The following is a 26,156-nucleotide window of genomic DNA, read 5'->3' as shown; positions in this document are numbered from 1 at the left end:
GCAGGAATCGTACCGGGCACTGTTGACTCGCCGCAGCCATTCGCATACCGTCGGTATCCGAAATCCGAAGGAGCCACATGCCCACCACATCCCCCCGAATCGCCCCGCACGACGCCGTCGTCCTGATCACCGGTGGGGCCCGCGGCATCGGTGCCGCCACCGCCTCGCTGTTCGCGGCGCAGGGCGCCAAGGTCTGGATCGGCGACGTCGATCACGATGTCGCCGTGACCACCGCCGCCGGCATCTCCCGGGCGGCCGCACTCCCGCTCGACGTCACCGACCGCGACTCCTGGCGCGCCGCGGTTGACACCGTGCTGGAGGCCGACGGTCGCATCGACGTGCTGATCAACAACGCGGGCATCATGCCCCTCGGCGCTTTCGCCGACGAGTCGGATGCGACCACCGACCTGATCCTCGACGTGAATGTCCGCGGCATGCTCGCCGGCATGCGGACCGTCGTGCCGCACATGGTCGCGCGCGGTCGCGGCCACGTCGTCAACGTCGCGTCGATGGCCGGCATGATTCCCATCCCGGGCATGGTCACCTACAACGCCAGCAAGTACGGGGCGCTCGGTGCGTCGCTCGCCGCCCGCCAGGAGTACGCGGGTACCGGCGTCACGGTGTCGGCGATCCTGCCCGCGGCGGTCCGGACCGAATTGGCCTCGGGAGCACCGCTCGGCAAGGGACTGCCGGCCGTGGATCCGGAGGACGTGGCCGCGGCGATCGTGAAAACGCTCTCGACCCGCAAGGCGCGCGTCTCGGTGCCCGGCTGGATCTGGCGGCTGTGGTCGCTCACCGAAACCCTCGTGCCGGAACCGGTGATGCGGGTGGGCCGCCGGGTCATCGACGACCGGCGCGCCCTCACCTCGCTCGATCCCGAGGATCGCCGGGCGTACACGGACCGCATCGATCGCCAGACCCGCGAACACGCGAAGGACGCGAAGTGACTGCCGCGCCGCGTGACCCGCGGATCATCATCATCGGCGCAGGCGTCGCCGGCATCACCGCGGCGCACACCTTCACCCAGGCGGGCTTCACGAAGCTGACCATCCTCGAGAAGGGATCCGACGTCGGCGGCGTCTGGCACTGGAACCGCTACCCCGGACTCACCTGCGATGTGCCGTCGCAGATCTATCAGTTCGGTTTCGCGCCCAAGCCCGATTGGTCGCACATGTGGGCCAGCGGGTCGGAGATCCAGCAGTATCACCGCGACGTGCTGGAACGCTTCGGGCTCGATCGATACCTGCGCCTGAACGCTGAAGTCGTTGCCGCCGAATACGAATCGGCCGACGGCGGTCAGCAGTGGCGGGTCCGGCTGGCCGACGGCGAGGAGCTGGAAGCCGACTTCGTCATCTGCGCCACCGGGGTGCTGCATCACCCGTCGATACCGGATATCCCTGGGCTGGAATCGTTTTCCGGCGAGGTCGTGCACACCGCCCGGTGGGACGATTCGGTGCAGACGCGCGGCAAGCGGATCGCCGTACTCGGTACCGGATCGACCGGGGTGCAGGTGGTCTCAGCCCTACAGCGTGAGGCGGCGCACATCTCCCACTTCGTCCGGTCGCCGCAGTGGATCCTGTGGGCACCGATGACGCTGCGCCAGCCCCGCCTCGTCGCCGAGCTGCTCCGTCGCGCGCCCCGCGCCCACGACGCGGTACACCAAGGGCTGCTGGCATTCTCGGGCGTGCTCGCCGATGTGGTGCTGCGGCCGACCTGGCGCCGGCGCGCCGTGCAGGAGTACGCCCGGCAATCGCTGCGAGCCCAGGTGCGCGATCCGAAGCTGCGCACCCAGCTGACCCCTGACTACCAGCCCTTGTGTAAGCGCCAGGTGGTCTCCGGGACCTACTACCGCGCCATCCAGCGACCAAACGCGGCGCTGGTGACCGACGAGATCGTCGAGGTGACACCGACCGGCATCACGACGGCCGACGGGCGACATCATGAGCTCGACCTGATCGTGCTGGCGACCGGGTTCGCGGCGCACAACTACATGCGACCGATGCATGTCGTGGGCCGCGACGGCATCACCCTCGACGATGCGTGGGTCAAGGGCCCCAAAGCATATCGGATGACGGCGATCCCAGGATTCCCCAACCTGTTCACCGTGCTGGGGCCCAACTCGCCGACCGGTTCGATCTCGTTGCAGTACTCCGCCGAGCGGACGTCGAAGTACCTGTTGCACTGGCTGCGCAAGTTCGCGGACGGGTCCGTGTCGGCGGTCGAGGTGACCGAGGAGGCGACGGACGAGTTCAACGCCGGCGTCATCGACGCGATGGCGCCGACGGTGTGGAACACGGGCTGCAATTCCTGGTATCTCAACGAGGACAACACCGTCGACCTGTGGCCGTACGACCGCGCGACGCTGGCCACAATGCTGTCGGTGCCCGACCCGCGCGACTACCGCATCACTCGCTAGCGGCAGTGCGCGCCAGTGCCGTCTGCTGGTGCCGGTTCCCCACCAGCTCGTAGCCGACCACGCTGACGAACGGCGCGACCATCACCACGATGAGGCAGACCGCGACCGGCACGTCGACTACCGCCAGCACCACCGCAAGCACCAGGATCAGCGTGGTCACCACGATCAACACCAGGTGGAAGGGATCGAGCTCACCCAGCAGAACGGTATAGAGCGCGTAGACCGCAACGAGGTACACGGCGACCGGGATCACCAGCGCCGCAATGGTTGTCACCGGACCGATGTCGGCATGATGCTCCATCTCCAGCCCGATGATGTGCAGCCCGGCACCGGCACCGGCGATGCCGACGAAGATCAGAAAGTGGCCGTATCCGAACACGTACCCGAGACCGCGGCGGCGCGAGAGCATCTCCCCGAATTGGACCGAGAAGTAGACCCACCACAGCCCGAAGGTCAATCCGACGCCGGCCACCGCAACCGCGATGCCGTTGCCGGTCCAGTGCAGTCCGTTGTCGCCGCCGAGCAGCCCGGCCGAGGAAGCGACGGTGCCGACCACGCCCTCACCGAGCGCGATGATGACGAATGCGCTGTAGCGCTCGGCGACGTGATGCGGATGCCAGGGCGTGCCGCCCGCACCGCCCTGCGCGAAGACCGGCAGCAGCAGCTCCAGCGCCGCCAAGAGCACGAAGAACACCAGCGCCACCGCCAGGTGCGGACGTGCCAGGGCCACCGCGATCCACCCGGCCTGCGCGACGATCAGGCCCGCGATGTTGATCCGGGCCACGCGACGAAAGCTCGCCGACTGCCGACTGGCCCGCCACCACTGCAGCACCATCGCGATCCGCATCACGACGTAACCGAAGACCAGCAGCCGGATCTCGAATCGCTCGTCGGCCACCACCGATCGGAACATCGGCGGAATCCCAAGCGCGAACACGACGACGCCGATCATCTGCAGCATCGTCAGCAGTCGGTCGAGCCAGTCGTCGGTGCTGAATGCGGAGGCGAACCAGGAGTAGTTGATCCACGCCAGGCTGATCGCGAACATCGCGAGCAGCCCGGCCAGCAGCGCCGTTCCCTCATGCCCCTCGACGAAGGCGTCGGCGAAGTTGGCCGAGGCCGTGCCGACCGCCACCACGAAGGTGAGGTCGAACAGCAGCTCCAGGGGGGATGCCGTGCGGTGCGGCTCGTCAGGATCGCGGCCGGACATCGGGACGAGGCGGAATCTCGCCTGTCGGGTTTGGGGACTCGACCGTCGGGTTTGGGTCACCCGGGCATTATCGGCCATTCGCCCGTCGGTCGCGCCCCGTCCGCGCCCCGGCGCTGCGCTCCCGTCAGCCCCGCCCCGTCACCGTCAGCCCGATCAACACCACGTTGAGCACCACGATGATCGTCGCAGCGATCCCGGTGGCCCAGCGCAAGGCCGGACCGTCGACGAAGTCGCCGAGCAGCGCTCGATCGGAGGCGATGCGGCGCAACGGGATGACGGCGAACGGGATCCCGAAGCTCAGCACCACCTGCGAGACCACGAGCGCACGAGTCGGATCGAATCCGATGCCGAGCACGACCAGCGCCGGAACCATCGTCAGGGCACGCCGGGCCACCAGCGGCACCCGACGCTTGAGCAGGCCGTCCATGATCACCGAGCCGGCGTAGCAGCCGACCGACGTCGACGCGAGCCCCGAGGCGAGCAGACCGACGGCGAAGATAGTCGCGATGGTCGGCCCCATCGCGTCCCGCACGACATGCTGTGCGCCGTCGATGGTGTCCGTGCCGGTCTTGCCCCGCAGGTTCTGCGCGGCGAGCAGCAGCAGCGCCGCGTTCACCGCGCCCGCGACCAGCAGCGCCAGACCGACATCCCAGCGGGTCGCCCGCACCAGACTCCGCATTCTGCCCGGCTCCCGGCTGGGCCCGAAGCGGTCGACCACCAGCGCCGAATGCAGGTAGATCACGTGCGGCATCACGGTCGCCCCGAGCATCGATGCCGCCAGCAGCACCGTCTCGCCGCCCTCGAGCCGCGGGACCAGGCCGCCGAGCATGTCACCGGACGACGGCGGGTTGACCACCAGCCCGGAGAGGAAGCCGATCACGATGATCAGCAGCAGCGCACCGATGACGAACTCGAACCGCCGTTGCGTGCGTCGCGCCTGCAGCAGCAGCAGACCCATCGACACCACGCCGACGATCAGCCCGCCGACGATCAACGGGAGCCCGAACAGCAGCCGCAGTGCGATCGCGCCGCCGACCACCTCCGCCAGATCCGTTGCCGCGGCCACGATCTCGGCCTGCGCCCAGAACGCCAGGCGCCCCCGCGAACTCAGTCGCTCGCCGATCAGCGCCGGTAGCGATCGGCCGGTGACGATGCCGACCTTCGCCGACTGGTACTGGATCAGCATCGCCATCGCGCTGGCCATCACCAGCACCCACAGCAGCAGAAAGCCGTACTTCGCGCCGGCGGTGACATTCGCCGCGACATTGCCCGGGTCGACGTAGGCGATCGAGGCCACGAACGCCGGTCCCAACAGCAGCGCCAGCCGACGCGTCGGCGTCATTCGCGGGGTGTCGAGGCTCATGCGGCAAATCTCGCACACGATCGCAGCCAATTCAAGTCTGCCGAATCAAATTGTTCGGCTACCCGAATCTTTCATAGTGGTGGCGGACCCGGCCGGCCTGGTTACGGCAGAATGAAGCGCATGACTGCGTCGGTATTGGTGGTGGACGACGATGCGCAGGTGCGCAGCGCACTGGAGCGCGGCCTACGGCTGGCCGGATTCGATGTCGACTCCGCCGCCGACGGCGCCGACGCGCTGCGATCGATCCAGGGCTCTCGGCCGGATGCGCTGATCCTCGACGTCAACATGCCCGGCCTGGACGGCGTCAGCGTGGTCACCGCGCTGCGCGCACTCGGCGATGAGATTCCGATCTGCGTACTGTCCGCCCGCAACTCCGTGGACGATCGCATCGCGGGGCTGGAGGCCGGCGCCGACGACTATCTCACCAAGCCGTTCGACCTGGGCGAACTGATCGCCCGGGTGCGCGCCCTGCTGCGCCGACGGTCGACCGCCGAGACCGCCGGACCCGCGTCGACCGATGTGCTGACGTTCGGCGATCTGCGGGTGGACCTCGGCGCCCGGCGCGCGCACCGCGGCGATACCGAGATCGCGCTGACCCGCCGCGAGTTCGATCTGCTCGAGGTGCTGGTCGCCAATGCCGGAATCGTGTTGAGCCGCACGACATTGCTGAGCAAGGTATGGGGCTACGACTTCGCCGCCGATACCAACGTCGTCGACGTCTTCGTGGGGTACCTGCGCCGCAAGCTCGAGGCCGACGATCGATCCCGGATCATTCAGACGGTGCGCGGGGTCGGCTTCGTGGTGCGGGAGGACTCGTGAACAACCTGTCGCTGCGCACCCGCGTCACCCTGGCCGCGACCGCCGCGACCACGCTCGTCGTCCTGATCGTCTCGGTGATCGCCTGGACGCAGATCACCGACAGTGCGTCGGGCGCGCTGAACGGCAAGGTCGACACCCTGTCCGCCGCAATGCAACCGAACATCTCCGCCCTCAACTGGGCAACGGTGCAGCAGAGTCAGAGCGACGGCGCGCTGGTCACCTTCCGGTTCGAGGGAGCCAAGGTCGCGGGCACCGCCGTCGACATCCCGCTGCGCGCGCCCGGCACCGGCGACATGACCATCAACGGAAAGCGCTACCGCGTCAAGACCAATTACGTCATCGACACCCCGCAGCTGCAGCAGCTGGCGCAGGTCTCCGTGGCGGTCCCGCTGCAGCCCACGCTCGATCGGATCGACCGCCAGCACTGGGCGCTCGTCGGTATCGCTGTCGGCGCCATCGCGCTGTCCGCGTTGCTGGCGTGGTTGCTCGGCGGCCTCGCCGTGCGGCCGCTGCGGCGGTTGGCCGACCGCACCGCGACGCTGCCGGTCGACCCCGGCACCGACAATCGGCGACGCGCCCGGCTCCTGGACATCACCGGCGCCCGCGAGGCCACCGAGATCGCCACCGCGATGGACTCGTTGCTGGGCCGCGTCGACGCCGAACACGCCCGAACCGCAGACGCATTGGCGACGGCCCGCGACTTCTCCTCGGTGTCGGCGCATGAATTGCGCACCCCGCTGACGGCGATGCGCACCGATCTCGAAGTACTCGCGACGATGAATCCGTCCGAGGCCGACCGGGCGGCGATCATCGGTGACCTGCGCACCTCCCATGCCCGCGTCGTGGAGACACTGGGCGCGCTGGAATCACTGGCTCAGGGCAGCCTCGGCGGCGCCCCGCGCGATGCCGTCGACCTGGCTGACCTGGTCGACCGCGTCGTCACCGAAGCCACGCGGAGCCACCCCGGACTGCAGATCATTCAGGGTCAGCCCGACGGTCCGGTGCCGGCCACCGTGATCGAATCGGGAATCCGGATGGTCCTGGAGAACGCGGTGAAGAACGCTGTCCGCCACGGCGGTGCGACCCGCGTCGTTATCACCGCCGAATACCTGCCGGGCGCCTGGCGGCTCCGCGTCGATGACAACGGGCGCGGCATTCCGGAGGCCGACCGCGGCCGACTCTTCGAACGATTCGTGCGCGGAGACTCCCCCGAGCCCGGGTCCGGACTCGGCTTGGCGCTGGTCGCCCAACAGGCCGAACTGCACGGCGGCACAGCCACTCTCACCGACAGCCCGCTCGGGGGCACGCGGCTTGAGGTGACCGGCGGTCAGGTCGGCGCTACAGAGTCTCGGCCAGCAGCTGCCAGTCAGCCGTCGGCACCTGCGTGATGTCGGTGCCCAGAACCTGCAGCACCACCTCGGTGGCGCCGGCCGCGAAATGCTCGTCGATGCGCGCAGCGGTCGCGTCGACGCCATGCGTCACCAGTGCTTCCTTCAGCTTCTCGCTGCCGCCGCGGACCGCGTCGTCCTCGGCCGAGAACCCCTGACGCTCGAACGACGCCCGGTAGTTGGGCAGCCCCGTGTAGATCTCCAGATGCCACTGCGCACGGCGGCGCCACTCGTCGCGGTCGGCCGCGGGGTCGATCACCGCGGCCTGCTCCACCACGACCCGGGTATCGGAACCGACCCGGGAACGGGTGGCGGCAGTCCAGTCGGGTGTCACCAGGTACGGGTGCACGCCGACGCCGAATTCCACTGCCGCATCAAGCATCTTCGGCCCGAGCGCGGCGATGACGATCGGCGGCAGATCCGCCTCGCCGGGCACCGTCGGCGGGGCCTGCTGGATCGCCCGCAGGTAGTCGCGCATCGCGGCGACCGGGCGGCCGTAGTTGTGTCCGCGCATGCGCTCGACCAGTGGCGCGTGCGAGACGCCCAGCCCGAGGGTGAACCGGTTATCCGACAGCGCCCGGAGCGTGCGGCCCGCACTGGCGGCGGCGAACGCGTCGCGGCCCCAGATCGACGCGATGCCGGTGCCGATCGCCAGCCGTGAGGTCGCGGCGAGCAGCAGCTGCGACGCGGTAAACGCCTCGCGACCAACGGCTTCCGGGATCCACAACGACGACCAGCCCTGCGACTCGATCGTCGTCGCGATCTCCGGGATCGCCGCCAGCGGCTGCGATTCGATCGATCCGGTCCACAGTCCCACGTCGGCGCGCATGCAGCCACCCTAACCCGAGATCTCCCACAGGGAGAGGACGACCGTCGCCGCCGCAGTCCCGAGGAACATACCGGGAAACGCGATGTTGTAGAAAACCTTGGCGCGCGCGTGAAATGTCATCGCGCCGATGAAAAAGAGCACGATGCCGAGCGCGGCGGCCAGCGTGAGCGCCGGAACCCCGGCGATGACACCGAGCGCCACCCCGACTCCTCCGGCGAATTTCAGCGTCGCCAGTCCCGGCAACCACGGCTCGGGGACGTGGACCTCCGACGAGTTCGCCAAGACGAACGGCGCGCGCAGATAATCGGCGACCGCGATCGATACGTTGAGCCCGACCGTGATCCAGGCGAGGACGAGATAGGCGGTATGCATGGTCTGGATTCCTTTCCGTTCGCCCACCTGACGCGTGGCACGATCAAAAGGTGACCCTCCTCGCGCAATTCGAACGCGATCGCGGGCGCCTGCGCGCCATCGCGTTCCGCATCACCGGTTCGGCCGACGATGCCGACGACGCGCTGCAGATCGCCTGGGAGAAGGCGGCCGCGGCGGTCGGCGGAACGAACGCGGACCCGACCGACATCCGGGAGCCGTCGGCCTGGCTCACCACGGTGGTGTCGCGCACCTGCCTGGATCTGCTCCGGGGGCATCGGCGGCGCGGCGAGGTGGCACTGGACGCGATCGCCGACCGGCCCGGAGAGGACCCCACCCCGGAGGACGCGGCCATCCGGCTCGACGAGGTCGGGCGCGCATTACTGGTTGTGCAACAACAACTCTCGCCGGCGCAACGGGTGGCGTTCGTGCTGCACGACATGTTCGCGCTGTCCTTCGACGAGATCGGCTCGATCACCGGTCGCTCCCCCGCCGCCGCCAAGAAGCTGGCCAGCCGGGCGCGCGGACGCATCGCGCCGCCCGCCGAGACCGACACCGCCGATGTCGATCTGGTGCGGGCGTACCTTCAGGCGTCCCGGGACGGCAACATCGAGCGGCTGCTGCGGATCCTCGCGCCCGACGTGATCCGGACGGCCGATCCCGCGGTGCTGCCGAGCGGCATGCCGACCCGCACGGAGGGCGCCGACGAGGTCGCTGAGCAGACCCGGCTATTCGCCGCTCGGGCGCGACTGTCGGCGGTTGTCCTGGTCGACGACCGGCCCGCGGTGGTGGTCGCACCGCATGGCCGACCAACGATCGTGATGCGATTCACCGTGTCCGGCAACATGATTGCGGCCATAGACGTGAATGACGCCGCCGGAATCCCGGCGACGTCATTCAAGCTTGCGTGATGGGCCTGCGGCTCAGCCGACGCCGATCAAATCTATGACGAAGACCAGTGTCTTGCCCGACAGGCGATGTCCGCCGCCGGCGGGACCGTAGGCGAGCTCCGGCGGAACGGTCAGCTGGCGACGGCCGCCGACCTTCATTCCCGGAATGCCTTCCTGCCAGCCAGGGATCAGCGCGTCGAGCGGGAAGTTGGCCGACTGACCGCGATTCCACGACGAGTCGAACTCCTCGCCGGACTCGAACTCCACGCCGACGTAGTGCACGTCGACGACGCCATGCGGCACGGCCTCGACGCCGTCACCGATGACCAGGTCCTTGATGGTCAGCTCGGTCGGGGCCGGGCCTTCCTGGAATTCGACCTCAGGCTTGCTCATGGACGTACTCGCTTCGCTCCGTGCGCCCATGAGGAACACAGGCACTGCGCTTTTTGATTCGCTCGCTGACGCTTGCTCATCGGTTGCTCATCTCCTTGAAGTCGCGTTCGGTGGCTCCGGTGTAGATCTGCCGCGGACGGCCGATCTTGGTGGCCGGGTCGGCGTTCATCTCGCGCCAGTGCGCGATCCAGCCCGGGAGCCGGCCGAGGGCGAACAGCACGGTGAACATCCGGGTCGGGAAGCCCATGGCGCGGTAGATGAGGCCGGTGTAGAAGTCGACGTTCGGGTACAGCTTGCGCTCGATGAAGTAATCATCGTGCAGCGCAACGTCTTCCAGGCCCTTAGCGATATCCAGCAGGTCGTCCTGGACGCCGAGGCTGGTGAGGATCTCGTCGGCGGTCTTCTTCACGATGGCCGCGCGCGGGTCGTAGTTCTTGTAGACGCGGTGTCCGAAGCCCATGAGCTTCACACCGTCTTCCTTGTTCTTGACCTTGTTCATGAAGGCCTTGGTGTCGCCGCCGGAGGCCTTGATGTCGTCGAGCATCTCGAGGACGGCCTGGTTGGCGCCGCCGTGCAGCGGTCCCCAGAGCGCGTTGATGCCGCCGGAGATCGAGGTGAAGAGATTGGCCTGGCTGGAGCCGACCAGCCGCACCGTCGACGTCGAACAGTTCTGCTCGTGGTCGGCGTGCAGGATGAACAGCATGTCGAGAGCCTTGGCGACCTTGGGGTCGACCTCGTAGGGCTCGGCCGGGAAGCCGAAGGTCATCCGCAGGAAGTTCTCGACCAGGTTGAGCGAGTTGTCCGGGTACAGGAACGGTTGGCCGACCGACTTCTTGTACGCGTAGGCCGCGATCGTCGGCAGCTTGGCGAGGAGCCGAATGGTCGACAGCTCGACCTGTTCGGGATCCTTCGGATCGAGCGAGTCCTGGTAGTACGCGGACAGCGCGTTCACCGCCGACGACAGCACCGGCATCGGGTGCGCGTTGCGCGGGAAGCCGTCGAAGAACCGCTTCAGGTCCTCGTGCAGCAGGGTGTGCCGCTGGATGCGGGTGGTGAAATCCTCGAGCTCCGTCTGGGTCGGGAGTTCACCGTGGATCAGAAGGTGGCTCACCTCGAGGAAGGTCGATTTCTCGGCGAGCTGGTCGATCGGGTATCCGCGGTAGCGCAGGATGCCGGCGTCGCCGTCGATGTAGGTGATGGCCGACTTGGTGGACGCGGTGTTGACGAAACCGCCGTCGAAAGTGGTCAGTCCGGTCTCGGAGAGCAGTTTGCCCAATCCGATGCCGTTGTTCCCCTCGGTGGCCTCCACGATCGGCAGATTGATACTGCCGCCCGGATACGAGACTGTGGCGGACTGTCCTGAGGTGTTTTCGGCGGACACGTGGTCCTCCCTTTGTGACAGGCTGGCCGGTCTTGTGGACGTTCGGCCAGGGAGCTTTTTCTTGCCAGACGGTCGTCAGGGCAGCATGGACCGCCTCCCGGGTGGGCGGCTGGTCCTACTGCCAGGTAACAACCTAGTCCCAATCGGGTCGGGTCGCCCACGGAGGGTCCACTCCGTGCAACAACGCCCGATTTGATAAACAAGGTTGATAAAGTTAGTTTATCAATATGGCTACCCGACGGGAACCGCGAGATGACGCCGAAGAGCTGATGTCGGCAGTGCGAATACTGGTCCGCCGGCTACGCGCCAGGGCTACCGATGGCGAACTGTCGATGCGATCGCAGGCCATCCTCCGCAGGCTCGACACCAACGGCCCCACCACGTCCGGCGAGTTGGCGCGGGCCGAGGCCGTCAGCCCGCAGGCGATGGGCACCACCATCGCGCCCCTGGAAGCCCAGGGACTGCTGAGCCGGTCGACCGACCCCGCCGACGGCCGACGCATCGTGCTCACGCTCACCGACGCCGGACGGCAGGTGCTGCGCGACCGCCGGAACTCGCGGACCGAGGCGGTCGCCACCGCGATGGCCGCGTTGACCGACGACGAGCGCGCCCGGCTCACCGAGGCCGCCCCGCTGATCGCGCGTGTGGCGCAGAATCTATGAGCATCCCCCGCACCGCCGTGGCCCCCTCCGAGCCGACGCCGGCCGCCGATCGGTACCGGTGGGTCGTCCTCGCGAATACCACTGCGGCCGTGTTCATGTCGGGTCTCGACGGTTCGATCGTGCTGATCGCGCTGCCCGCGATATTCCGCGGCATCGACCTCGACCCGCTCGCGCCGGGCAACGTCGGGTTCCTGCTGTGGATGATCATGGGCTACCGCCTGGTGCAGGCCGTGCTCGTGGTTCCGCTGGGCCGGCTCGGCGACATGTTCGGCCGGGTTCGGATCTACAACCTCGGATTCCTGGTGTTCACCATCGCGTCGGTGCTCCTGTCGTTCGATCCGTTCCATGGTGGCGGCGGAGCCGTGTGGCTGATCGTCTGGCGAATGCTGCAGGCCATCGGCGGATCGATCCTGATGGCGAACTCGGCCGCGATCCTGACCGACGCGTTCCCCTCCGATCAACGCGGATTCGCATTGGGGCTCAACCAGATCGCCGCGCTGGCCGGCATGTTCATCGGCCTGGTCGCCGGCGGCCTGCTGGTCCTCTGGGACTGGCGTGCGGTGTTCTGGGTGAACGTCCCGGTCGGCGTCTTCGGCACGGTGTGGGCCTACCTGCGACTGCGTGAGACGGCGCCGCCCACCGAACACCGGCCCCGCGTCGACTGGTGGGGCAACGCCACATTCACCGTCGGGTTGAGCGCCCTGCTGGTGGCGATCACCGAAGGCATCCATCCGTACGGCCACCATTCGATGGGCTGGACCAATCCGCTCGTCGTCTGGTTGTTCGTCGGCGGGACCATCGCCTTGCTCGCGTTCATGGTCATCGAGTTCCGCGTGGCCGAACCGATGTTCGCGCCCAAGCTCTTTCGCATTCGGGCGTTCACGTTCGGCAACCTCGCCGGTTTCGGCTGCCGACTGGCTCAGGGCGGTCTGCAGTTCATGCTGATCATCTGGCTGCAGGGGATCTGGTTGCCGCTGCACGGATACGACTACAGCGATACCCCGCTGTGGGCCGGCATCTATCTGCTGCCGATGACGGCCGGATTCCTCGTCGCCGGACCGCTGTCGGGGAGGCTGTCGGACCGGATCGGCTCACGCGGGCCCGCGACCGTCGGCATGCTGATCTTCGCGGCCAGCTTCGTCGGGCTGATGCTGCTGCCGATCGATTTTCCCTATTGGCTTTTCGCCGTCCTGATCGCCGCCAACGGAATCGGCGTCGGCGTGTTCAGCTCGCCGAACACCTCGGCGATCATGGGCAGCGTCCCGGCATCGCAGCGCGGCGTCGCATCCGGGATGCGGGCGACCTTCCAGAACACCGGCACCGCTCTGTCGATCGGGGTGTTCTTCTCGTTGATGATCGCCGGCCTGGCACATTCGTTGCCGCACACCATGTCCACGGGCCTGACCGCGCAGGGGGTGCCCGGCCCGGTCGCCGATCAGGTCGCGGGTCTGCCACCGGTCTCGTCGCTGTTCGCATCCATCCTCGGCGTCAATCCGGTCGGCACTCTGCTCGCGCCGAGTGGAGTCCTGCACAGCCTCCCCGCGGCGAACGGCGCCACCTTGACCGGCCGCGAGTTCTTCCCGTCGCTGATCTCACCGTCGTTCCATCACGGCCTGGTGATCGTGTTCGGCGTATCGGCCGCGATCGGTCTGCTGTCGGCGCTGGCATCGGCATTGCGCGGCAGCGCTTCTCAGGCCGAGTCGCCACGCCCCAACCGCTGATCGCATTGGCCGCATCTGCGACGCGCCGATCGGTCACACCGGATCGGTCATAGACCGGTTCGATCTGCGGCCACAGAGACGGGCGTCATCATGTTGTACTGGCGGCATGACTGATACGGGAGATCTGGCAGACATCGAGCAGTCGCTACTGGGCGGCCCTCGCCGGTATACCCGGTCACAGGTGGCGGAACTATCGGGCGTTCCCACGGAACGAGCTCGGAAACTATGGGTCGCGTTGGGGTTTCCGGCCGCTGCCGATGATGACGATGTGGCGTTCACAGACGCCGACGTCGCCGCGATTCGCGCGTTCTCCGGTTTGGCGCCGGACGCCACTGCCGACGAGCACAATCAGATCGCCGCAGCGCGCACCGTCGGCCAGGCGATGGCTCGGCTCGCCGAATGGCATGCAGATCTGATAATCCGGGAAATCACTCCGGCCGAGGGAGATTCGACCGTATCGGATTCTCATCGGCGGACGGAGGCCATCACCCGGATCGTCGGCGTGCTCACCGGATTGCAGGACTACACCTGGCAGCGGCATCTGGCCGCTGCGCTGAACCGGTCCGTCGAATCGGCCGGACCGACGCGGCCACTGCTCGTCGGTTTCGCAGACATGGTCGGGTACACGCGGCTTTCCCGCCATCTTGATCCAGACGAATTGACCGAGCTGCTCGACGCCTTCGAAACCGCAACCACGGATGCGATTGTCGACGGGGGCGGTTGGGTGATCAAGAACGTCGGCGACGAGGTCATGTTCGCGGCGGCGGATCCGGCTGCCGGGGCGCGTATCGGATTGGCCCTTCAAGACGAGATCGCAGTTGCAGCGCAGACGATCTCGGAGATGCCGCAGATCCGGGTGGGGCTGGCGTACGGCCCTGTGCTGACCCGGTTCGGCGACCTCTATGGCACGGTCGTCAACGTCGCGGCCCGCCTGACAGGCGTGGCCAGGCCAGGCACCGTACTCATCGATGACCAGGCGGCCGCCGCACTCGAAGACCAGAACGAGTTTTCCTTGCGCCATCTGCGCAACGTACGAGTGAAGGGCTTCTCGCGGCTACGCTCCCATGTACTTCGTCGCCGAAGGCGCCAGTAGAGCCCGCAAGCCGAGAACGAAACCCACTGATGCCGAGGGTCAACCGATGCGGACCCGCGCCATCAGCGCATCGATCTCGTCGGCGAACTCGTCGGGGCGATCGGCGAGCGTCGCGGCCATCGCCGACATCAGGCAGGCCCCGGCGGCATTGGCGATCACGTACGGCAAGGGGTCGTTGGCGGCATAGCCGTCCCGCCGGCGCACGATATCGGCGCAGGTTCGCGCGATGTCGTTGATCTTCAGCAGGTAGGCGGCGCGCAGCGTCGGATGGTTCAGCACGATCGCGTCGAGCCGCAGTGAGTTCGCGCGCCGGACCGGGTCGGCGTAGTGCTCGACCACGACGTCGAAAGCCCGCCGCAGCGCCTCCCAGGTCGGCTCGTTGGACGGTCGGGCACACAGCGCTTCGGTGATGTCGCGGCCGATCAGCTCCCACTTGCCCACGATCAGTTCATCTTTGGAAGCGAAGTAACGGAAGAAGGTGCGTCGCGACATGCCGGCGGCCGCTGCGAGCTGATCGACGGTGACGGCGTCGTATCCGTGCTCACCGAACAGCTCGACCGCCCGCGCCGTCGCCTCGCGCTGCACCGCCAGGCGCTTCTGATCGCGCAACGTCTTCACGGGTTCACACTAGCACTGTTGACACTCAGTGCCACTCATGACACTCTAGGCCAAACCCCATTGTTTGCGTGAAGGAGAACCACCGTGGCCGGGCGCCGCTTCTACAGAGACCAGAACGCCTGGCGCGACCTGCAGAAATTCCTCCCGGAACGGCTGCGGCTGACCGATCAGGATGTGCCGGAAGAGGACTTCTGGGACTGGCACGGCCACACCATCCATCTCGACCGCTACCGCAATCCGGCGGCTACGGCCCGGGTCGTGCTGCACCACGGGGTCGGCACCAACGGCCGTCAGATGTCGCTCATTCTCGGCGCGCCGCTCGCCAGACTCGGGTTCGAGACCGTCGCGGTCGACAATCTGGGCTACGGCATGACCGCTGTTGCACCACACAGCAATCCGACCTACGACGACTGGGTCCAGATGGTCGTCGACTTCCTGGCGGCCGAGAATGCCCGCGATCCCAAGCCCACTGTGCTGTATGGGTTGAGCGCCGGCGGCATGCTGACCTACCACGTCGCAGCCGCGGCCCCGAAGGACACGCTGCGAGGCATCGTCGGCATGACCTTCCTCGATCAGCGTAACCAGCAAGTCCGCGATGAAACCGCACATGACATCGTCACGTCTCGTGTCGGCATCCCGGCGATGGGACTGGTCGCCGGCACCCCGATCGGGCGGATGCGCTACTCGATGCGGCTCGCCTCGAAGATGTCCGCGCTCGCCAACGACCGCGGCGCGATGAAGGTCTTTACCAAGGACAAGACCTCGGCCGGCAACGCCATGTCGATCGCCTTCCTGAACAGCTACATGAACTACGCGCCGGCGGTCGAGCCCGAGGACTTCGATCGCTGTCCGGTGCTACTGACCCAACCGGACCAGGATCGTTGGACACCACGCCATCTGAGCACGCCCGTACTGTCCAGGATCGACAAGGTCGAGGTCCGCGAGACCGCATTGGAGAACGCGGGGCACTACCCGCTGGAAGATCCCGGCCTACAGCAGATGGTCGATCACATCGCGGCATTCGTCACCGACGTGACCGCGTAGCGGCCACGGACGGTTCGGCGTACGGATAGCAAACCAAACCACAGACAGGACCGAGAATATGAACTCACCCAAGACAATCGTCATCACCGGCGCCAGCGACGGCATCGGTGCGGTCGCCGCACGTGAGTTGGCCGGACCCGATGTCGATCTCGTCATCGTCGGACGGTCGGCCGAGAAGTTGGCCGCGGTCGCCGCCGACACCGGCGCTACCGCCTTCACCGCCGATTTCGCCAAGCTCGACGACGTCCGGGCGCTGGCCGCGAAGATCCGGGAACGGGTAAGCACGATCGATGTGCTGCTCAACAATGCGGGCGGTACCTTCGATCCCGGACACACCACGGCCGACGGCCACGAACCCAACTTCCAGATCAACCATCTGGCGCCGTTCCTGCTCACCAATCTCCTGCACGACAGGCTCACCGCGGCCGACGGCGCGCTGGTGGTCAACACCTCCAGTATCGGCAACAACTTCGGCCGGGTCGACCTCACCGACCTGGACTTCCAGCGACGCCGCAAGCTCGAGCTGCGCGCGTACGGCACCAGCAAACTGATGAACATCCTGTTCACCCGCGGCATCGCGCAGCGCTGGTCGGGCGACGGAATCGTCTCCGCCGCAGTGCATCCGGGCCCGGTCGCATCGAGCTTCGGCCGCGACTCCTTCATCGTCGGGCTGGCGTATCGCACGCCGCTGCGACGCGTCGCCGCGATCACGCCGGCGCAGGGCGCCGCTCCGCTGGTCACGCTGGCGCAGCGCGGACCCGATCCGGAGATCAACGGAACCTACTTCTCGCGGCACCGGGCCAACGGCCGCGAGAATCCGCAAGCGCACGATCAAAAGCTGATCGATGGCCTCTGGACGGCGTCGGCCGGTCTTGTCGGTCTCGCCGACGATTCCTAGAAGCCGGTCAGGAATTCCCAGGGGTCGCTGACGGACCCCGCCCGCTCGCCGAGTCGTCGAGCCCAGGCCTGCGCGTTGCCGTGCTCCGCGCTCCATGCCCAGAGGCGCAGTGTGGCGCGATGCAGCGGGTGCTCCTCGGTCGTTCCGATGGCACCATGCACCTGATGTGCGAGTTCGGCGATCACTCCCGCGGCCCGGATCGCGTTGATCCGGGCCGCCGCCACCGCCGCGCCCGCCTCCGCATCGCCCTCGTAGGCGCGCACGGCGCTGATCGACGCCAGCTCGGCGACGGCTGCCTCCTCGGCCATCGTCGCCAGATACTGTTGCACCGCTTGAAAAGCCGCCAGCTTCCGGCCGAATTGCACTCGCTCGCCGGCATACCGCACGCTCAGGTCCACGGCCCGCTGCGCCGCACCGGTGATCTGCACTGTGCGCGCCAGTGCCGCCCGCAGCTGCATGTCCGGTTGTACCGGAAGGTCGACGACATCGTCGGCGTCGATTCGGATTTGGTTGCAGCGCACCGTGTCTCGTGGGTCGCCGACCAGATCTGCGCCGGGGATGATCTCGCAGGCATCAGGCGCAATCGAACACAGCCGGTCCCCGACGACCACCACGATCCGCACCACGTCACGGGCCCAGGGAACGCGGCTGAACTCGCCATCGAGCGACCAGGCGCCGCCCCCATCGGCGACCAGTCGGACCTGGCCCGCGTCGGCCCAGGCCGCGGTCAGCGGACCGTCCGGGATCGGCAGTCGTGCCGCGGCCAGCAGCGGGCCCGCCAGCCAGAGCGTCTCGGCGACCGGTGCCGCTAACGCATGAAAACCCGACCAGCGCAACACCTCTGCCGCCTCAGCGAGGCCGCCGCCGCTGCCGCCGGCCTCCTCGCCGATGCCGATGCGCGTCAGGCCGGCATCCTCGGCCACCCGCCACGGGTCGGCATGTTCGGACCAGTCGGCGAAAATCCGGTCGGCGGTATCGCCCAGGAGATCGCCGCTCATCGGGCTCCTCCCGCCCGCACGCCGACGGCCTTCGCGACGATGCCCCGCAGGATCTCGTTGGTGCCGCCGCGCAGCGTCTGCGTCGGCGACATCACCTGGGCGTGCGCCAGCATCCGGGCGAGCTCGTCCGGCGAGGTGAAATCCGGTTCCACGCCGGCACCGCGAGCCGCATCCAGCACCTCGCGCTCGTACCGGGTACCGAGTTCCTTCACCACGGCCGCGGCCGCGTCGGGTGCGTGACCCCGGCTCAGCGACATGGCGATCGAGATCGATGCCTCACGCAGGCACCAGGCACGGGAGAGCAAGCGGCCCAACGTGATCTGGTCGATCAGGCTGCGCGTCGCCAACAGCCGTAGCACCGGCATGGTGCTGAGCAACCGCTCGGGTCCGCTGCGTTCATAGGCGAGCTCGCCGGTGACCCCGGCCCATCCGCCGCCGACCTCGCCGAAGACATTCGCATCCGGCACGAACACGTCCGTGAAGGTCACCTCGTTGAAGTGATGCGATCCGCCCATCGACACGATCGGCCGGATCTCCACCCCATCGCTCGGCAATTCGATGATCATCTGCGTCAGGCCCTCGTGCCGACTGTCGCCAGGCGGGCCGGTCCTAATCAGCGCCATCATCGCTTGCGCGATATGCGCGCCGCTGGTCCAGATCTTGGTACCGGTGACCGACCAGCCGCCGTCCACGCGAACTCCCTTGGTGCGCACCGATGCCAGATCCGACCCGGTGTCGGGTTCGGACATCCCGATCGCGAAGACGATATCGCCGCTGCACAGTCCCGGAAGGAAACGGCGGCGCTGATCGTCGGTGCCGCGCTGCACCAGCCCGGGGGTGATCTGCCGATCGCCGATCCAATGCGCCGCGATCGGCGCGCCGGCCGCCACCAGCTCCTCGACCACCACGAATCGCTCCAGCGCCGTTCTCCCCTGTCCGCCATACTCTTTCGGAACGGTCATGCCCAACCAGCCGCGTCCGGCCAGGGCGCGGGTGAAGTCGAGATCGGCGGCGCTCATCCAGCTGTCGGATGTCGGCGTGAACCGGCGGCCCGCCAGTTCCGTCGCCAGAAACTCGCGCACCTCGGCCCGCAGATCATCCAGTTCGGCCGGCAGTGTGGCCGGTTCGAAGTCCAGTACCGATCGCACCCGGGTGCCGCCTATAGACCCAACGACTTGGCGATCACGGTCTTCATGATCTCGCTCGATCCCGCGGCGATACGACCCAGCCGAATGTCGGCGTACAGCCGGGCGATCGGATACTCCAGCATGTAGCCGTAGCCGCCATGCAGCTGCAGGCATTTGTCGACCACTCGGCCCGCCATCTCGGTGACGAACAGCTTCACCTTGGCGACGTCGGCGACCGACAGCTCCCTGGCGTTGTGCAACTCGATCGCCTTGTCCACCATGGCCTGTCCGGCATCGACCTCGGCGGCACACGCCGCCAGCTCGAACTTCGTGTTCTGGAAAGCCGCCACCGGCTTGCCGAACACGTGCCGCTCCTGGACGTAGGACACCGCGGCATTGAGAGCAGCCTGCGCGGTCGCCACGGCCGACACCGACTGCGTCAGCCGCTCCTGCACCAGGTTCAGCGTCAGATAGCTGAACCCCTTGCCCTCCTCGCCGAGGAGGTTCGCTCCCGGCACCCGCACGTTGTCGAAGAACAGCTCGGCGGTATCGGTCGACCGGGTTCCGAGCTTCTCGAGCTTGCGGCCCTTGGTGAATCCGGCGGTCCCGTCCTCCACCACGATCAGGCTCAGGCCATCCCGGCGGTCGTCACCGGTCGAGGTTCGGCAGGCGACGATCACCAGATCGGCATTGATGCCGCCGGTGATGAAGATCTTGGAGCCGTTGATCACCCAGTCGTCACCGTCGCGCACGGCGGTGGTCTTGATGCCGGACAAATCCGATCCGGTGCCCGGCTCCGTCATCGCGATCGAGCATTGCGTGGTCCCGGCGGCGACGCCGGGGAGCCATCGCTGCTTCTGTTCCTCATTGCCGATGTGCTGCAGGTACGGCGTGACGATGTTCCAACTCACCCCGAACCCGCCCAGCGTCGAGTACGTGAGCGCCTGTTCCTCGAGAACGACCGCGTTGAAACGGAAGTCGTCGACGCCGCCGCCGCCGTACTCTTCGGGAAGGTTGAGGCCGGCCACACCGAGTTCGCCGAGCCGCACGAAGACCGACTTCGGGAGGATGCCGGCATGCTCCCACTCGTCCATGTTGGGCGCGATCTCCGACTCGAAGAACTTGTGGATGGTCGCCCGGAAGTCGTCGTGCTCCTGCTCGAACAGCGTTCGTTTCATTCCGACGCCTCCGCACCGACGACCGAGATGAAGCTGACGCAGTCGCCCGGCCGGCCGCCGAGGTTGTGCGTCAGGCCGAGCTTGCGGTCGCCGCTGGCGATACTTGCTATCTGGCGCTCGGGCGGCGCCTCGCCGCGCAACTGCAGCCAGCACTCGAAGAGCATCCGCAACCCGGACGCCCCGATCGGATGCCCGAAACTCTTCAGTCCCCCATCGGGATTCACCGGCAGCTCGCCGTCCAGGTCGAACGTGCCGTCCAGCACGTCCCGCCACCCCTTGCCGCGTTCGCTGAAGCCGAGATCCTCCATCAGCACCAATTCCGTCGGCGTGAAGCAGTCGTGCACCTCGGCGAGCGCCAACTCTGCCCGCGGGTTGTCCACGCCCGCTTCGCGATAGGCGTTGCGGGCACACTCGACCACCTCCCGGATCGAGGTGTAGTCGAACGTCGGGTCCATTGGTCCGTCGCCCGGTCCGGCGACCATCGACAGCGCCTTCACGTACAACGGCTTGTCGGTGTAGCGATGGGCATCCTCGGCGCGGACGACGATCGCCGCCGCCGACCCGTCCGAGACACCGGAACAGTCCATGACGCCGAGCATGCCGGACACCTTGGGGCTCTTGCGGATGGCTTCGAGCGAGATCTCCTTCTGGAACTGCGCCCGCGGGTTCCGCGCACCGTTGTGATGGTTCTTCCAGGCGATCCGGGTGATGACGTCCTTGAGGTCGTCATCGTCGAGGCCGTACGCGTTCGCGTACGCCGGCGCCAGCAGGCCGAACGATGCCGGCGCGGTGAGCCCGGGAATCGTGCCGTCGTTCGGGAACGTCCCGCTGACCAATCCGGAATAACCGGAGTCCTTCAGCTTTTCGACGCCGATGGCCATCGCCACATCGACCGCCCCGGATGCCACCGCGTAGCAGGCGTTGCGAAAGGCCTCCGATCCGGTCGCGCAGAAGTTCTCGACCCGGGTGACCGGCTTGTAGTTCAGCTTCAAGGCTTTCGACAGCAGCTGACCGGAGTTGCCCGATGCCAGTGTCCCGAGCCAGTAGGCGTCGACATCGTCCTGCGCGATCCCGGCGCTCGCGAGCGCTTCGACGTTGGCGTCGACCAGGAGGTCCTCGGCGCTCTTGGTCCAGTGCTCGGCGAACGGCGTGCAGCCCATGCCGACGATGGCGACCTTGTCGCGAATACCATGTGTTGCCATACGAATCAGCTCCTCGCCGCCCGGACCGGACGGGCCTTCCAGAAGTAGTTGTGCACGCCGTCGGCGGTGGTATACAGCCGCCGGAATGTCATCTCCACTGGATCGCCGATCTTCAGCGCGTCCGGGTCGGCATCGGTGATCTCACACATCAGCCGACCGTCCGCATCCGATTCGCCGTCGCTCCCGAAGTTGATGGCCGCGCCGATGAGCGGCGGGCTCAATGTGTACGCAAGCAGGTCCGCCTGGAAGGTGGCGATGGTGCCGCGCTCACCGACAATCCGTTGGCGGGTCATGTGATCGACGCTGTGGCACGTGCGGCACACTCGCACAGCAGGCAGATGCCGAGTGCCGCAATCGACGCACCGCGAGCCCGAGAGCCCGAACTTCCACTCGCTGTTGCGTGCCGCCGGCGGTGCGGCCGGGCGATCCGGGTCCGGGCGACGCGGCGGCTCCCGATCGAGGAAGCCGCGCCAGGTGAGAAAGCGCGGATAGGCGATCGGCATCCCGTCGATCTGCTCGGCTACGGACGGAGCCGTGCGACGCTCGCGATAGGACGGCAACGCATCGGTGGCGCGAAAGACCATGGCGTTGACGCCGTCTCCAAGATGCACCAGCAGAACGACATCACCGGCCGCCGCCGTGTCGAATGCGGTCGCCAGTAGCAGTCCGGGCTGCGCGGTGCCGGTCGTGCCGATGGTGGCGACGAGGTCGTCGACCAGTTCGGCATCGGCCGCCAATGTCTTTCCGACGGCACCGACCGCACGCCGATGCAGGCCGCCGACCGCGACCTTGTCGACGTCGGCGAGCGTCAGCCCGGCGGACTTCACGGCGCCGTCGACGGCCTCGGCCGCCAGCTCGCGATAGATGCCCTCGGCGAAGCGTTCCTCCCAGATCCGGCTCGACGCGTCACCCGGCGCCCGCCAGCGGTCCAAGAATTCTGCGGTCGCGCTGCCCCGGCCCAGAAGCTCGGCGACGACGGCGTCGCCCGTCCCGAACATCACCGCGGCCGCGCCATCTCCGCCATCGCGTTCGTCGGCCGAGCCCGGCAGACCGGTACGGATGTCGGACAGCACCGCGAGGGTGCCCCGGCCGGCGGCGGCCGCATCCGCGGCAGCCGACAGCGCACCCATTCCGCCGCGCGCCGCGCCGACGATGTCATAGGCCGCCGCGCCGCGGTCCAGCGCCAGCGCCGCATGGACGATCGTGGCATTGGTCTTGTCGGTGTATGCCGGTGTGGCCGAGGCGAATATCAGCTCGTCCGGCGCGGGCGCGCCGTCGAGTGCCGCCAGGCCGGCGCCTACACCCATCGAAGTGGAGTCCTCGTCGTAGCCGGCAACCGCCCGCGTGCCGCGGCCGCCACCAGACCCGAGAGCCTGCCCGATCGCCTCCCGGTCGAGGCGCCAGACCGGGAGGTACGCGCCGTACCCGACCACTCCCACCATGTCGGTCATCCTGCCTCCGTCCCATTCTCGAGCCGGAACTCCGCCGAACCGGCAATGGCCACCCCGCCACCGCGACGCGTACACGTCAGGTCGACCGCCACCGTCACGCCGGCGTCGTCGCGCTGCACATCGGTGATGACCCCGGCGCACACCAGGACGTCACCGGGCCACACCTGCTCGGAAAATCTGGTGGTGAACCGCCGGATATTGCTCGGCCCCAGCCGCTCTACGACGAACGTACCCAGCAACGCGGCCTGAAACATGCCGATCGAGAAGATGCCATCGAAGCCCGCCGCCCGGGCCACCGCATCGTCGTGATGCAGGGGATTGAAGTCGCCGGAGGCACCCGCATAGCGGACTATATCGGTGATCGTGAGCGGGCCGAATTCGCGTTCGGGCAGTCGGTCCCCCACCGCCGGAATATGTATCGAGGGTGCGTTCATGTCAGCCCGCCTTCGGCGCGTGCGCGGTCTCAACCGCGGTGGAGCGCTGTTCGGCCACCAGATTGCCCTGTTCGTCACGATATTCGGTGACCACGACGACGAATGTCAACGTGCCGCCGCGTTTGCCCACCTTCTCGTAGCGGTCGGCGATGCGTGCGGAGGCCGTCAGCACCTGACCCGCATGCGGCGGCTCACCGTGGAAGATGTACTCCTGCTGCGCATGCAGCGTTCGGGCACGATCCAGGCCGTGCGCCGCAACAGCTTTGGATTCGTCGGTCTGCCAGAAGAAGCCCGATGTCGTCAGGAACGTGGGCGGCGCCACCGCGTTCTCACCCGCGAAATCGGGGTGGTCCGACATCGTCGCACGGGCGAATTCGGCGATCTTGCCCTGCTCTATGCGCATCTCGTAGGTGGGGCTCATCGACTCAGACTCCACCTCGGATGGCTTTGGCCTTCTCGTTGTGTTTGCCCGGCAGTTCGCTGACCGGTTCGGCCGGCATGTGCGCGGTGGCGGCGGCGAGATCGTCAATGGCCCAACGCTTGTCGCTGCTCACCCGGTCGACCACCGTCCACCCCTGGTACAGGCCCACATCGCCGCCGGAGACCCGGAAGACCTGGCCGGTGAAACGACAGTCGGCCGCCGCGAGCATCGCGACCAGCGGCGAGATATTGGCGGGATGCCATTCGTCGAAGTCGGCGCCGATGGATTCGGTCATCACCTGACCGAGGCCGGGCGTCTGCTCGGTCAGCCGGGTGCGGGCGACCGGCGCAATGGCGTTGGCGCGCACGTGATATCGCGCCAGCTCCTTGGCGGCTATCTGGGTCATCGCGGCAATGCCGGCCTTCGCTGACGCGTAGTTGGCCTGCCCGGGGTTGCCGTGCAGCCCCGATCCCGACGACGTGTTGATCAGCACGCGATCGACGTCGATACCGTTCTTCGCCTGCTCGCGCCAGTACTCCGCGGCATGACGGGTCACCGCGAACGTCCCCTTGAGGTGAACGTTCACGACGGTGTCGAACTCATCCTCGGACATGTTCACCAGCGTGCGGTCGCGCAGGATGCCGGCGTTGTTCACGACGACATGCAGGTCGCCGAACGCGTCCACGGCCGACCGGATGAGCCGACGCGCGCCCTCCCAGTCGGTCACGCTGTCGGTGTTGGCGACGGCCTCGCCACCGGCGTCGACGATCTCGTCGGCGACCGCTTGCGCGGCCGAAATGTCCGAGCCCTCGCCTGCCGGACCGCCGCCGAGATCGTTGACGACGACCTTTGCCCCCTCCTTCGCGAAGAGCAGCGCGTGCTCACGTCCAAGTCCACGACCACCGCCGGTGATCACCGCTACGCGTCCATCCAATGTGCCCATGCGATCGACGTTAGGAAGGGTCGTTCCCGAAGTAAACCGCCCAGTTGCCTTGACCAGTGATAACTTCCACTTATGGAGCGGCGGCATTTCGCACACTTCATAGCCGTGGTGGACGCGCAGAGCATCTCGGCCGCCGCACGACGCCTGCACCTCAGTCAACCAGCGGTTTCCCAGTCGATCCGCGAGCTGGAACGGTCGATGCGGACGCCGCTTTTCGTGCGTGGCAAGCGGCTCACGCTCACCCCCGCCGGCCGCGCCCTCGTCGGCCCGGCCCGGCAGACGCTGCGCTCGTTCGACAACGCCCGAGCCGCGGTGGAATCGGTCGAGTCGCTGCACACCGGCCGGCTGGACATCGCGGTGGTGCACGGTATCGCGGTCGACGCGCTCGGCCCGCCGATCGTGTCGTTCCGCAGACGCTTCCCGGACGTGGCCGTCCGGGTGCTGCACGCACCGTTCGGGCCGGACGGGTTCGAGCTGCTCCGCCGCGGCGAGGCCGAGTTGCTGGTCACCGACCACCCGGCCCCGTATCCGCGACACATCGCGTTCCCGCTGGCGATCTCGCCCGAGCTGTACGCCGTCTTCGCGCCCGACGCCACCGATGTCCCCGAAGCCGATCCGATCCAGCTCACCGATCTGGTGCGGTTTCGGCTCCTGCTCAACGTGCCCGAAAAGTCCGCCAATCAAATCGAATTCGTCGCCCAGCTGGCGGCGGCGCATCTGCCGATGCCGCCGGTGGCGGTGCAGACCGACCACCGCGAGATGATGCTGCCGCTCCTGCTCGCCGGGACCGGCGTGGCGCTGCTTCCCGAACCCGAGGCGCGGCTGGCGGAGAAGCTCGGAGCTCAGCTGCGCCTGGTCGACATGGAGCCGACGCGCGCCGGCACGTGCTTTCACCGCGAAGACCCACTCTCGCCGGCGGCGCGGGCGTTCGTCTCGCTGCTCGATGCCGACTGATCCGCAAAGACCTCCGACCAGAGCGACCGCGGACGGGGCTTCAGCAATCCTTCAGCTAGGGCGTGTCTCCTAATAGGCGTGTCCAGCGGAGGCATGCCTGTAGGACCACGGCGGCTCGGTAGGTGATGGCGAGTTTGTCGTAGCGGGTGGCCAGGGCGCGCCACTGCTTGGTGTCGTTGAAGGAACGCTCAATAACGTTGCGGCCCTTGTAAAGGACTGCATCGAAAGCAGGAGGCCGCCCACCGGTGGAGCCTTTGCGTTTGCGGGCGTCGGTCTCGGTGCTCTTCTGCGGGATAACGGTCTTGATGCCGCGGCCAGCGAGCATCCGCCGGTTCACCCCGTTGGTGTAGGCCC

General features: G+C 67.5%; 27 protein-coding genes. 11 read left to right on the top strand and 16 right to left on the bottom strand.

Going from position 1 to position 26,156, the window contains the following annotated elements; translation table 11 throughout:
- The first annotated feature begins 77 nt into the window (after nucleotides 1-77).
- Together G341_RS0106980 and G341_RS0106975 are read left to right on the top strand one after the other, a co-directional pair.
- Complete coding sequence (locus tag G341_RS0106980) at nucleotides 78-947, top strand: SDR family oxidoreductase (RefSeq protein WP_018178401.1); 870 nt, start codon at nucleotides 78-80, stop codon at nucleotides 945-947.
- A complete protein-coding gene (locus tag G341_RS0106975; protein ID WP_018178400.1) occupies nucleotides 944-2,416 on the top strand; it encodes a flavin-containing monooxygenase in 1,473 nt (490 codons plus the stop codon). Before G341_RS0106980 ends, G341_RS0106975 begins: the two co-directional genes overlap by 4 nt.
- On the opposite strand, the gene G341_RS0106970 is transcribed toward G341_RS0106975, so the two are convergent.
- A complete protein-coding gene (locus G341_RS0106970; protein ID WP_018178399.1) occupies nucleotides 2,406-3,626 on the bottom strand; it encodes a low temperature requirement protein A in 1,221 nt (406 codons plus the stop codon). The two genes, G341_RS0106975 and G341_RS0106970, sit on opposite strands and share 11 nt — an antisense overlap.
- A 124-nt stretch (nucleotides 3,627-3,750) precedes the next feature.
- The gene (locus tag G341_RS0106965) at nucleotides 3,751-4,989 is read right to left on the bottom strand and encodes an Nramp family divalent metal transporter (RefSeq protein WP_018178398.1); all 1,239 of its coding nucleotides are present in this window, start codon (nucleotides 4,987-4,989) and stop codon (nucleotides 3,751-3,753) included.
- A gap of 111 nt (nucleotides 4,990-5,100) precedes the next feature.
- On the opposite strand from G341_RS0106965, the gene G341_RS0106960 reads away from it, so the two are divergent.
- Both G341_RS0106960 and G341_RS21295 read left to right on the top strand, forming a co-directional pair.
- Complete coding sequence (locus tag G341_RS0106960) at nucleotides 5,101-5,808, top strand: response regulator transcription factor (protein WP_018178397.1); 708 nt, start codon at nucleotides 5,101-5,103, stop codon at nucleotides 5,806-5,808.
- Nucleotides 5,805-7,196, top strand: coding sequence for a sensor histidine kinase (locus G341_RS21295; RefSeq protein ID WP_018178396.1), 1,392 nt, complete (start codon nucleotides 5,805-5,807; stop codon nucleotides 7,194-7,196). The genes G341_RS0106960 and G341_RS21295 overlap by 4 nt, the downstream gene beginning before the upstream one ends.
- Here G341_RS21295 and G341_RS0106950 read toward each other — a convergent pair.
- Together G341_RS0106950 and G341_RS0106945 are read right to left on the bottom strand one after the other, a co-directional pair.
- Nucleotides 7,147-8,025, bottom strand: a complete 879-nt coding sequence (locus G341_RS0106950; RefSeq protein ID WP_026303350.1) for a TIGR03620 family F420-dependent LLM class oxidoreductase — start codon at nucleotides 8,023-8,025, stop codon at nucleotides 7,147-7,149. The genes G341_RS21295 and G341_RS0106950 overlap by 50 nt on opposite strands.
- 9 nt (nucleotides 8,026-8,034) lie before the next feature.
- Nucleotides 8,035-8,397 (bottom strand): DoxX family protein, encoded by a 363-nt coding sequence (locus tag G341_RS0106945; RefSeq protein WP_043450889.1) that lies wholly within the window; start codon nucleotides 8,395-8,397, stop codon nucleotides 8,035-8,037.
- A gap of 50 nt (nucleotides 8,398-8,447) precedes the next feature.
- Between G341_RS0106945 and G341_RS0106940 the strand changes: the two genes are divergently transcribed.
- Complete coding sequence (locus G341_RS0106940; protein WP_018178393.1) at nucleotides 8,448-9,305, top strand: sigma-70 family RNA polymerase sigma factor; 858 nt, start codon at nucleotides 8,448-8,450, stop codon at nucleotides 9,303-9,305.
- Between the two features lie 12 nt (nucleotides 9,306-9,317).
- On the opposite strand, the gene G341_RS0106935 is transcribed toward G341_RS0106940, so the two are convergent.
- Nucleotides 9,318-9,677, bottom strand: a complete 360-nt coding sequence (locus G341_RS0106935; RefSeq protein ID WP_018178392.1) for an FKBP-type peptidyl-prolyl cis-trans isomerase — start codon at nucleotides 9,675-9,677, stop codon at nucleotides 9,318-9,320.
- 76 nt (nucleotides 9,678-9,753) lie between these two features.
- The gene (locus tag G341_RS0106930) at nucleotides 9,754-11,058 is read right to left on the bottom strand and encodes a citrate synthase (RefSeq protein WP_018178391.1); all 1,305 of its coding nucleotides are present in this window, start codon (nucleotides 11,056-11,058) and stop codon (nucleotides 9,754-9,756) included.
- Nucleotides 11,059-11,285: 227 nt separating this feature from the next.
- Between G341_RS0106930 and G341_RS0106925 the strand changes: the two genes are divergently transcribed.
- The 3 genes from G341_RS0106925 to G341_RS0106915 all read left to right on the top strand — a co-directional run bounded on the left by G341_RS0106925 (nucleotide 11,286) and on the right by G341_RS0106915 (nucleotide 14,534).
- On the top strand, nucleotides 11,286-11,720 hold the full coding sequence (locus G341_RS0106925) for a MarR family winged helix-turn-helix transcriptional regulator (protein ID WP_026303349.1): 435 nt from the start codon (nucleotides 11,286-11,288) through the stop codon (nucleotides 11,718-11,720).
- A complete protein-coding gene (locus G341_RS0106920) occupies nucleotides 11,717-13,441 on the top strand; it encodes an MFS transporter (protein ID WP_018178389.1) in 1,725 nt (574 codons plus the stop codon). The genes G341_RS0106925 and G341_RS0106920 overlap by 4 nt, the downstream gene beginning before the upstream one ends.
- Nucleotides 13,442-13,547: 106 nt before the next feature.
- Entirely contained in the window at nucleotides 13,548-14,534 is a 987-nt protein-coding gene (locus G341_RS0106915; protein ID WP_026303348.1) for an adenylate/guanylate cyclase domain-containing protein, read from the top strand.
- A 39-nt stretch (nucleotides 14,535-14,573) separates the two neighbouring features.
- Here the strand turns inward: G341_RS0106915 and G341_RS21290 are convergent, their stop codons facing one another.
- Nucleotides 14,574-15,152, bottom strand: coding sequence for a TetR family transcriptional regulator (locus G341_RS21290; RefSeq protein ID WP_018178387.1), 579 nt, complete (start codon nucleotides 15,150-15,152; stop codon nucleotides 14,574-14,576).
- Nucleotides 15,153-15,236: 84 nt separating this feature from the next.
- Here G341_RS21290 and G341_RS0106905 point away from each other — a divergent pair, with 84 nt between their 5' ends.
- Complete coding sequence (locus tag G341_RS0106905) at nucleotides 15,237-16,196, top strand: alpha/beta fold hydrolase (RefSeq protein WP_018178386.1); 960 nt, start codon at nucleotides 15,237-15,239, stop codon at nucleotides 16,194-16,196.
- A 58-nt stretch (nucleotides 16,197-16,254) separates the two neighbouring features.
- Nucleotides 16,255-17,094 (top strand): SDR family NAD(P)-dependent oxidoreductase, encoded by an 840-nt coding sequence (locus G341_RS0106900; RefSeq protein WP_018178385.1) that lies wholly within the window; start codon nucleotides 16,255-16,257, stop codon nucleotides 17,092-17,094.
- Here G341_RS0106900 and G341_RS0106895 read toward each other — a convergent pair.
- Genes G341_RS0106895 through G341_RS0106860 form a run of 8 tightly spaced genes read right to left on the bottom strand, consistent with a single transcriptional unit; the run spans nucleotide 17,091 to nucleotide 24,848 of the window.
- On the bottom strand, nucleotides 17,091-18,092 hold the full coding sequence (locus tag G341_RS0106895; protein WP_018178384.1) for an acyl-CoA dehydrogenase family protein: 1,002 nt from the start codon (nucleotides 18,090-18,092) through the stop codon (nucleotides 17,091-17,093). The two genes, G341_RS0106900 and G341_RS0106895, sit on opposite strands and share 4 nt — an antisense overlap.
- A complete protein-coding gene (locus G341_RS0106890; protein ID WP_018178383.1) occupies nucleotides 18,089-19,240 on the bottom strand; it encodes an acyl-CoA dehydrogenase family protein in 1,152 nt (383 codons plus the stop codon). Before G341_RS0106890 ends, G341_RS0106895 begins: the two co-directional genes overlap by 4 nt.
- Nucleotides 19,241-19,251: 11 nt before the next feature.
- Complete coding sequence (locus G341_RS0106885; protein ID WP_018178382.1) at nucleotides 19,252-20,397, bottom strand: acyl-CoA dehydrogenase family protein; 1,146 nt, start codon at nucleotides 20,395-20,397, stop codon at nucleotides 19,252-19,254.
- Nucleotides 20,394-21,599, bottom strand: coding sequence for an acetyl-CoA acetyltransferase (locus G341_RS0106880; protein WP_018178381.1), 1,206 nt, complete (start codon nucleotides 21,597-21,599; stop codon nucleotides 20,394-20,396). The genes G341_RS0106885 and G341_RS0106880 overlap by 4 nt, the downstream gene beginning before the upstream one ends.
- Nucleotides 21,600-21,604: 5 nt before the next feature.
- Nucleotides 21,605-23,050 carry a zinc ribbon domain-containing protein gene (locus tag G341_RS0106875; protein WP_018178380.1) on the bottom strand — a complete coding sequence of 482 codons (1,446 nt, stop codon included), beginning with the start codon at nucleotides 23,048-23,050 and terminating at the stop codon, nucleotides 21,605-21,607.
- Nucleotides 23,047-23,484: a MaoC/PaaZ C-terminal domain-containing protein gene (locus tag G341_RS0106870; RefSeq protein ID WP_026303347.1), complete on the bottom strand. Its 438-nt coding sequence runs from the start codon at nucleotides 23,482-23,484 to the stop codon at nucleotides 23,047-23,049. The genes G341_RS0106875 and G341_RS0106870 overlap by 4 nt, the downstream gene beginning before the upstream one ends.
- A gap of 1 nt (nucleotide 23,485) precedes the next feature.
- Nucleotides 23,486-23,905, bottom strand: coding sequence for an FAS1-like dehydratase domain-containing protein (locus G341_RS0106865; RefSeq protein WP_155826827.1), 420 nt, complete (start codon nucleotides 23,903-23,905; stop codon nucleotides 23,486-23,488).
- Between the two features lie 4 nt (nucleotides 23,906-23,909).
- Nucleotides 23,910-24,848 (bottom strand): SDR family oxidoreductase, encoded by a 939-nt coding sequence (locus G341_RS0106860; protein ID WP_026303345.1) that lies wholly within the window; start codon nucleotides 24,846-24,848, stop codon nucleotides 23,910-23,912.
- Nucleotides 24,849-24,920: 72 nt separating this feature from the next.
- Between G341_RS0106860 and G341_RS0106855 the strand changes: the two genes are divergently transcribed.
- Nucleotides 24,921-25,802 carry a LysR family transcriptional regulator gene (locus G341_RS0106855; protein WP_018178376.1) on the top strand — a complete coding sequence of 294 codons (882 nt, stop codon included), beginning with the start codon at nucleotides 24,921-24,923 and terminating at the stop codon, nucleotides 25,800-25,802.
- A 55-nt stretch (nucleotides 25,803-25,857) separates the two neighbouring features.
- On the opposite strand, the gene G341_RS0106850 is transcribed toward G341_RS0106855, so the two are convergent.
- A partial coding sequence (locus tag G341_RS0106850; protein WP_018178375.1) for an IS5/IS1182 family transposase occupies nucleotides 25,858-26,156 on the bottom strand: 299 nt, incomplete at its 5' end.

Source organism: Jongsikchunia kroppenstedtii DSM 45133, assembly GCF_000380485.1.
GTDB lineage: Bacteria > Actinomycetota > Actinomycetes > Mycobacteriales > Mycobacteriaceae > Jongsikchunia > Jongsikchunia kroppenstedtii.
This window is presented reverse-complemented; position numbering and strand designations above follow the sequence as displayed.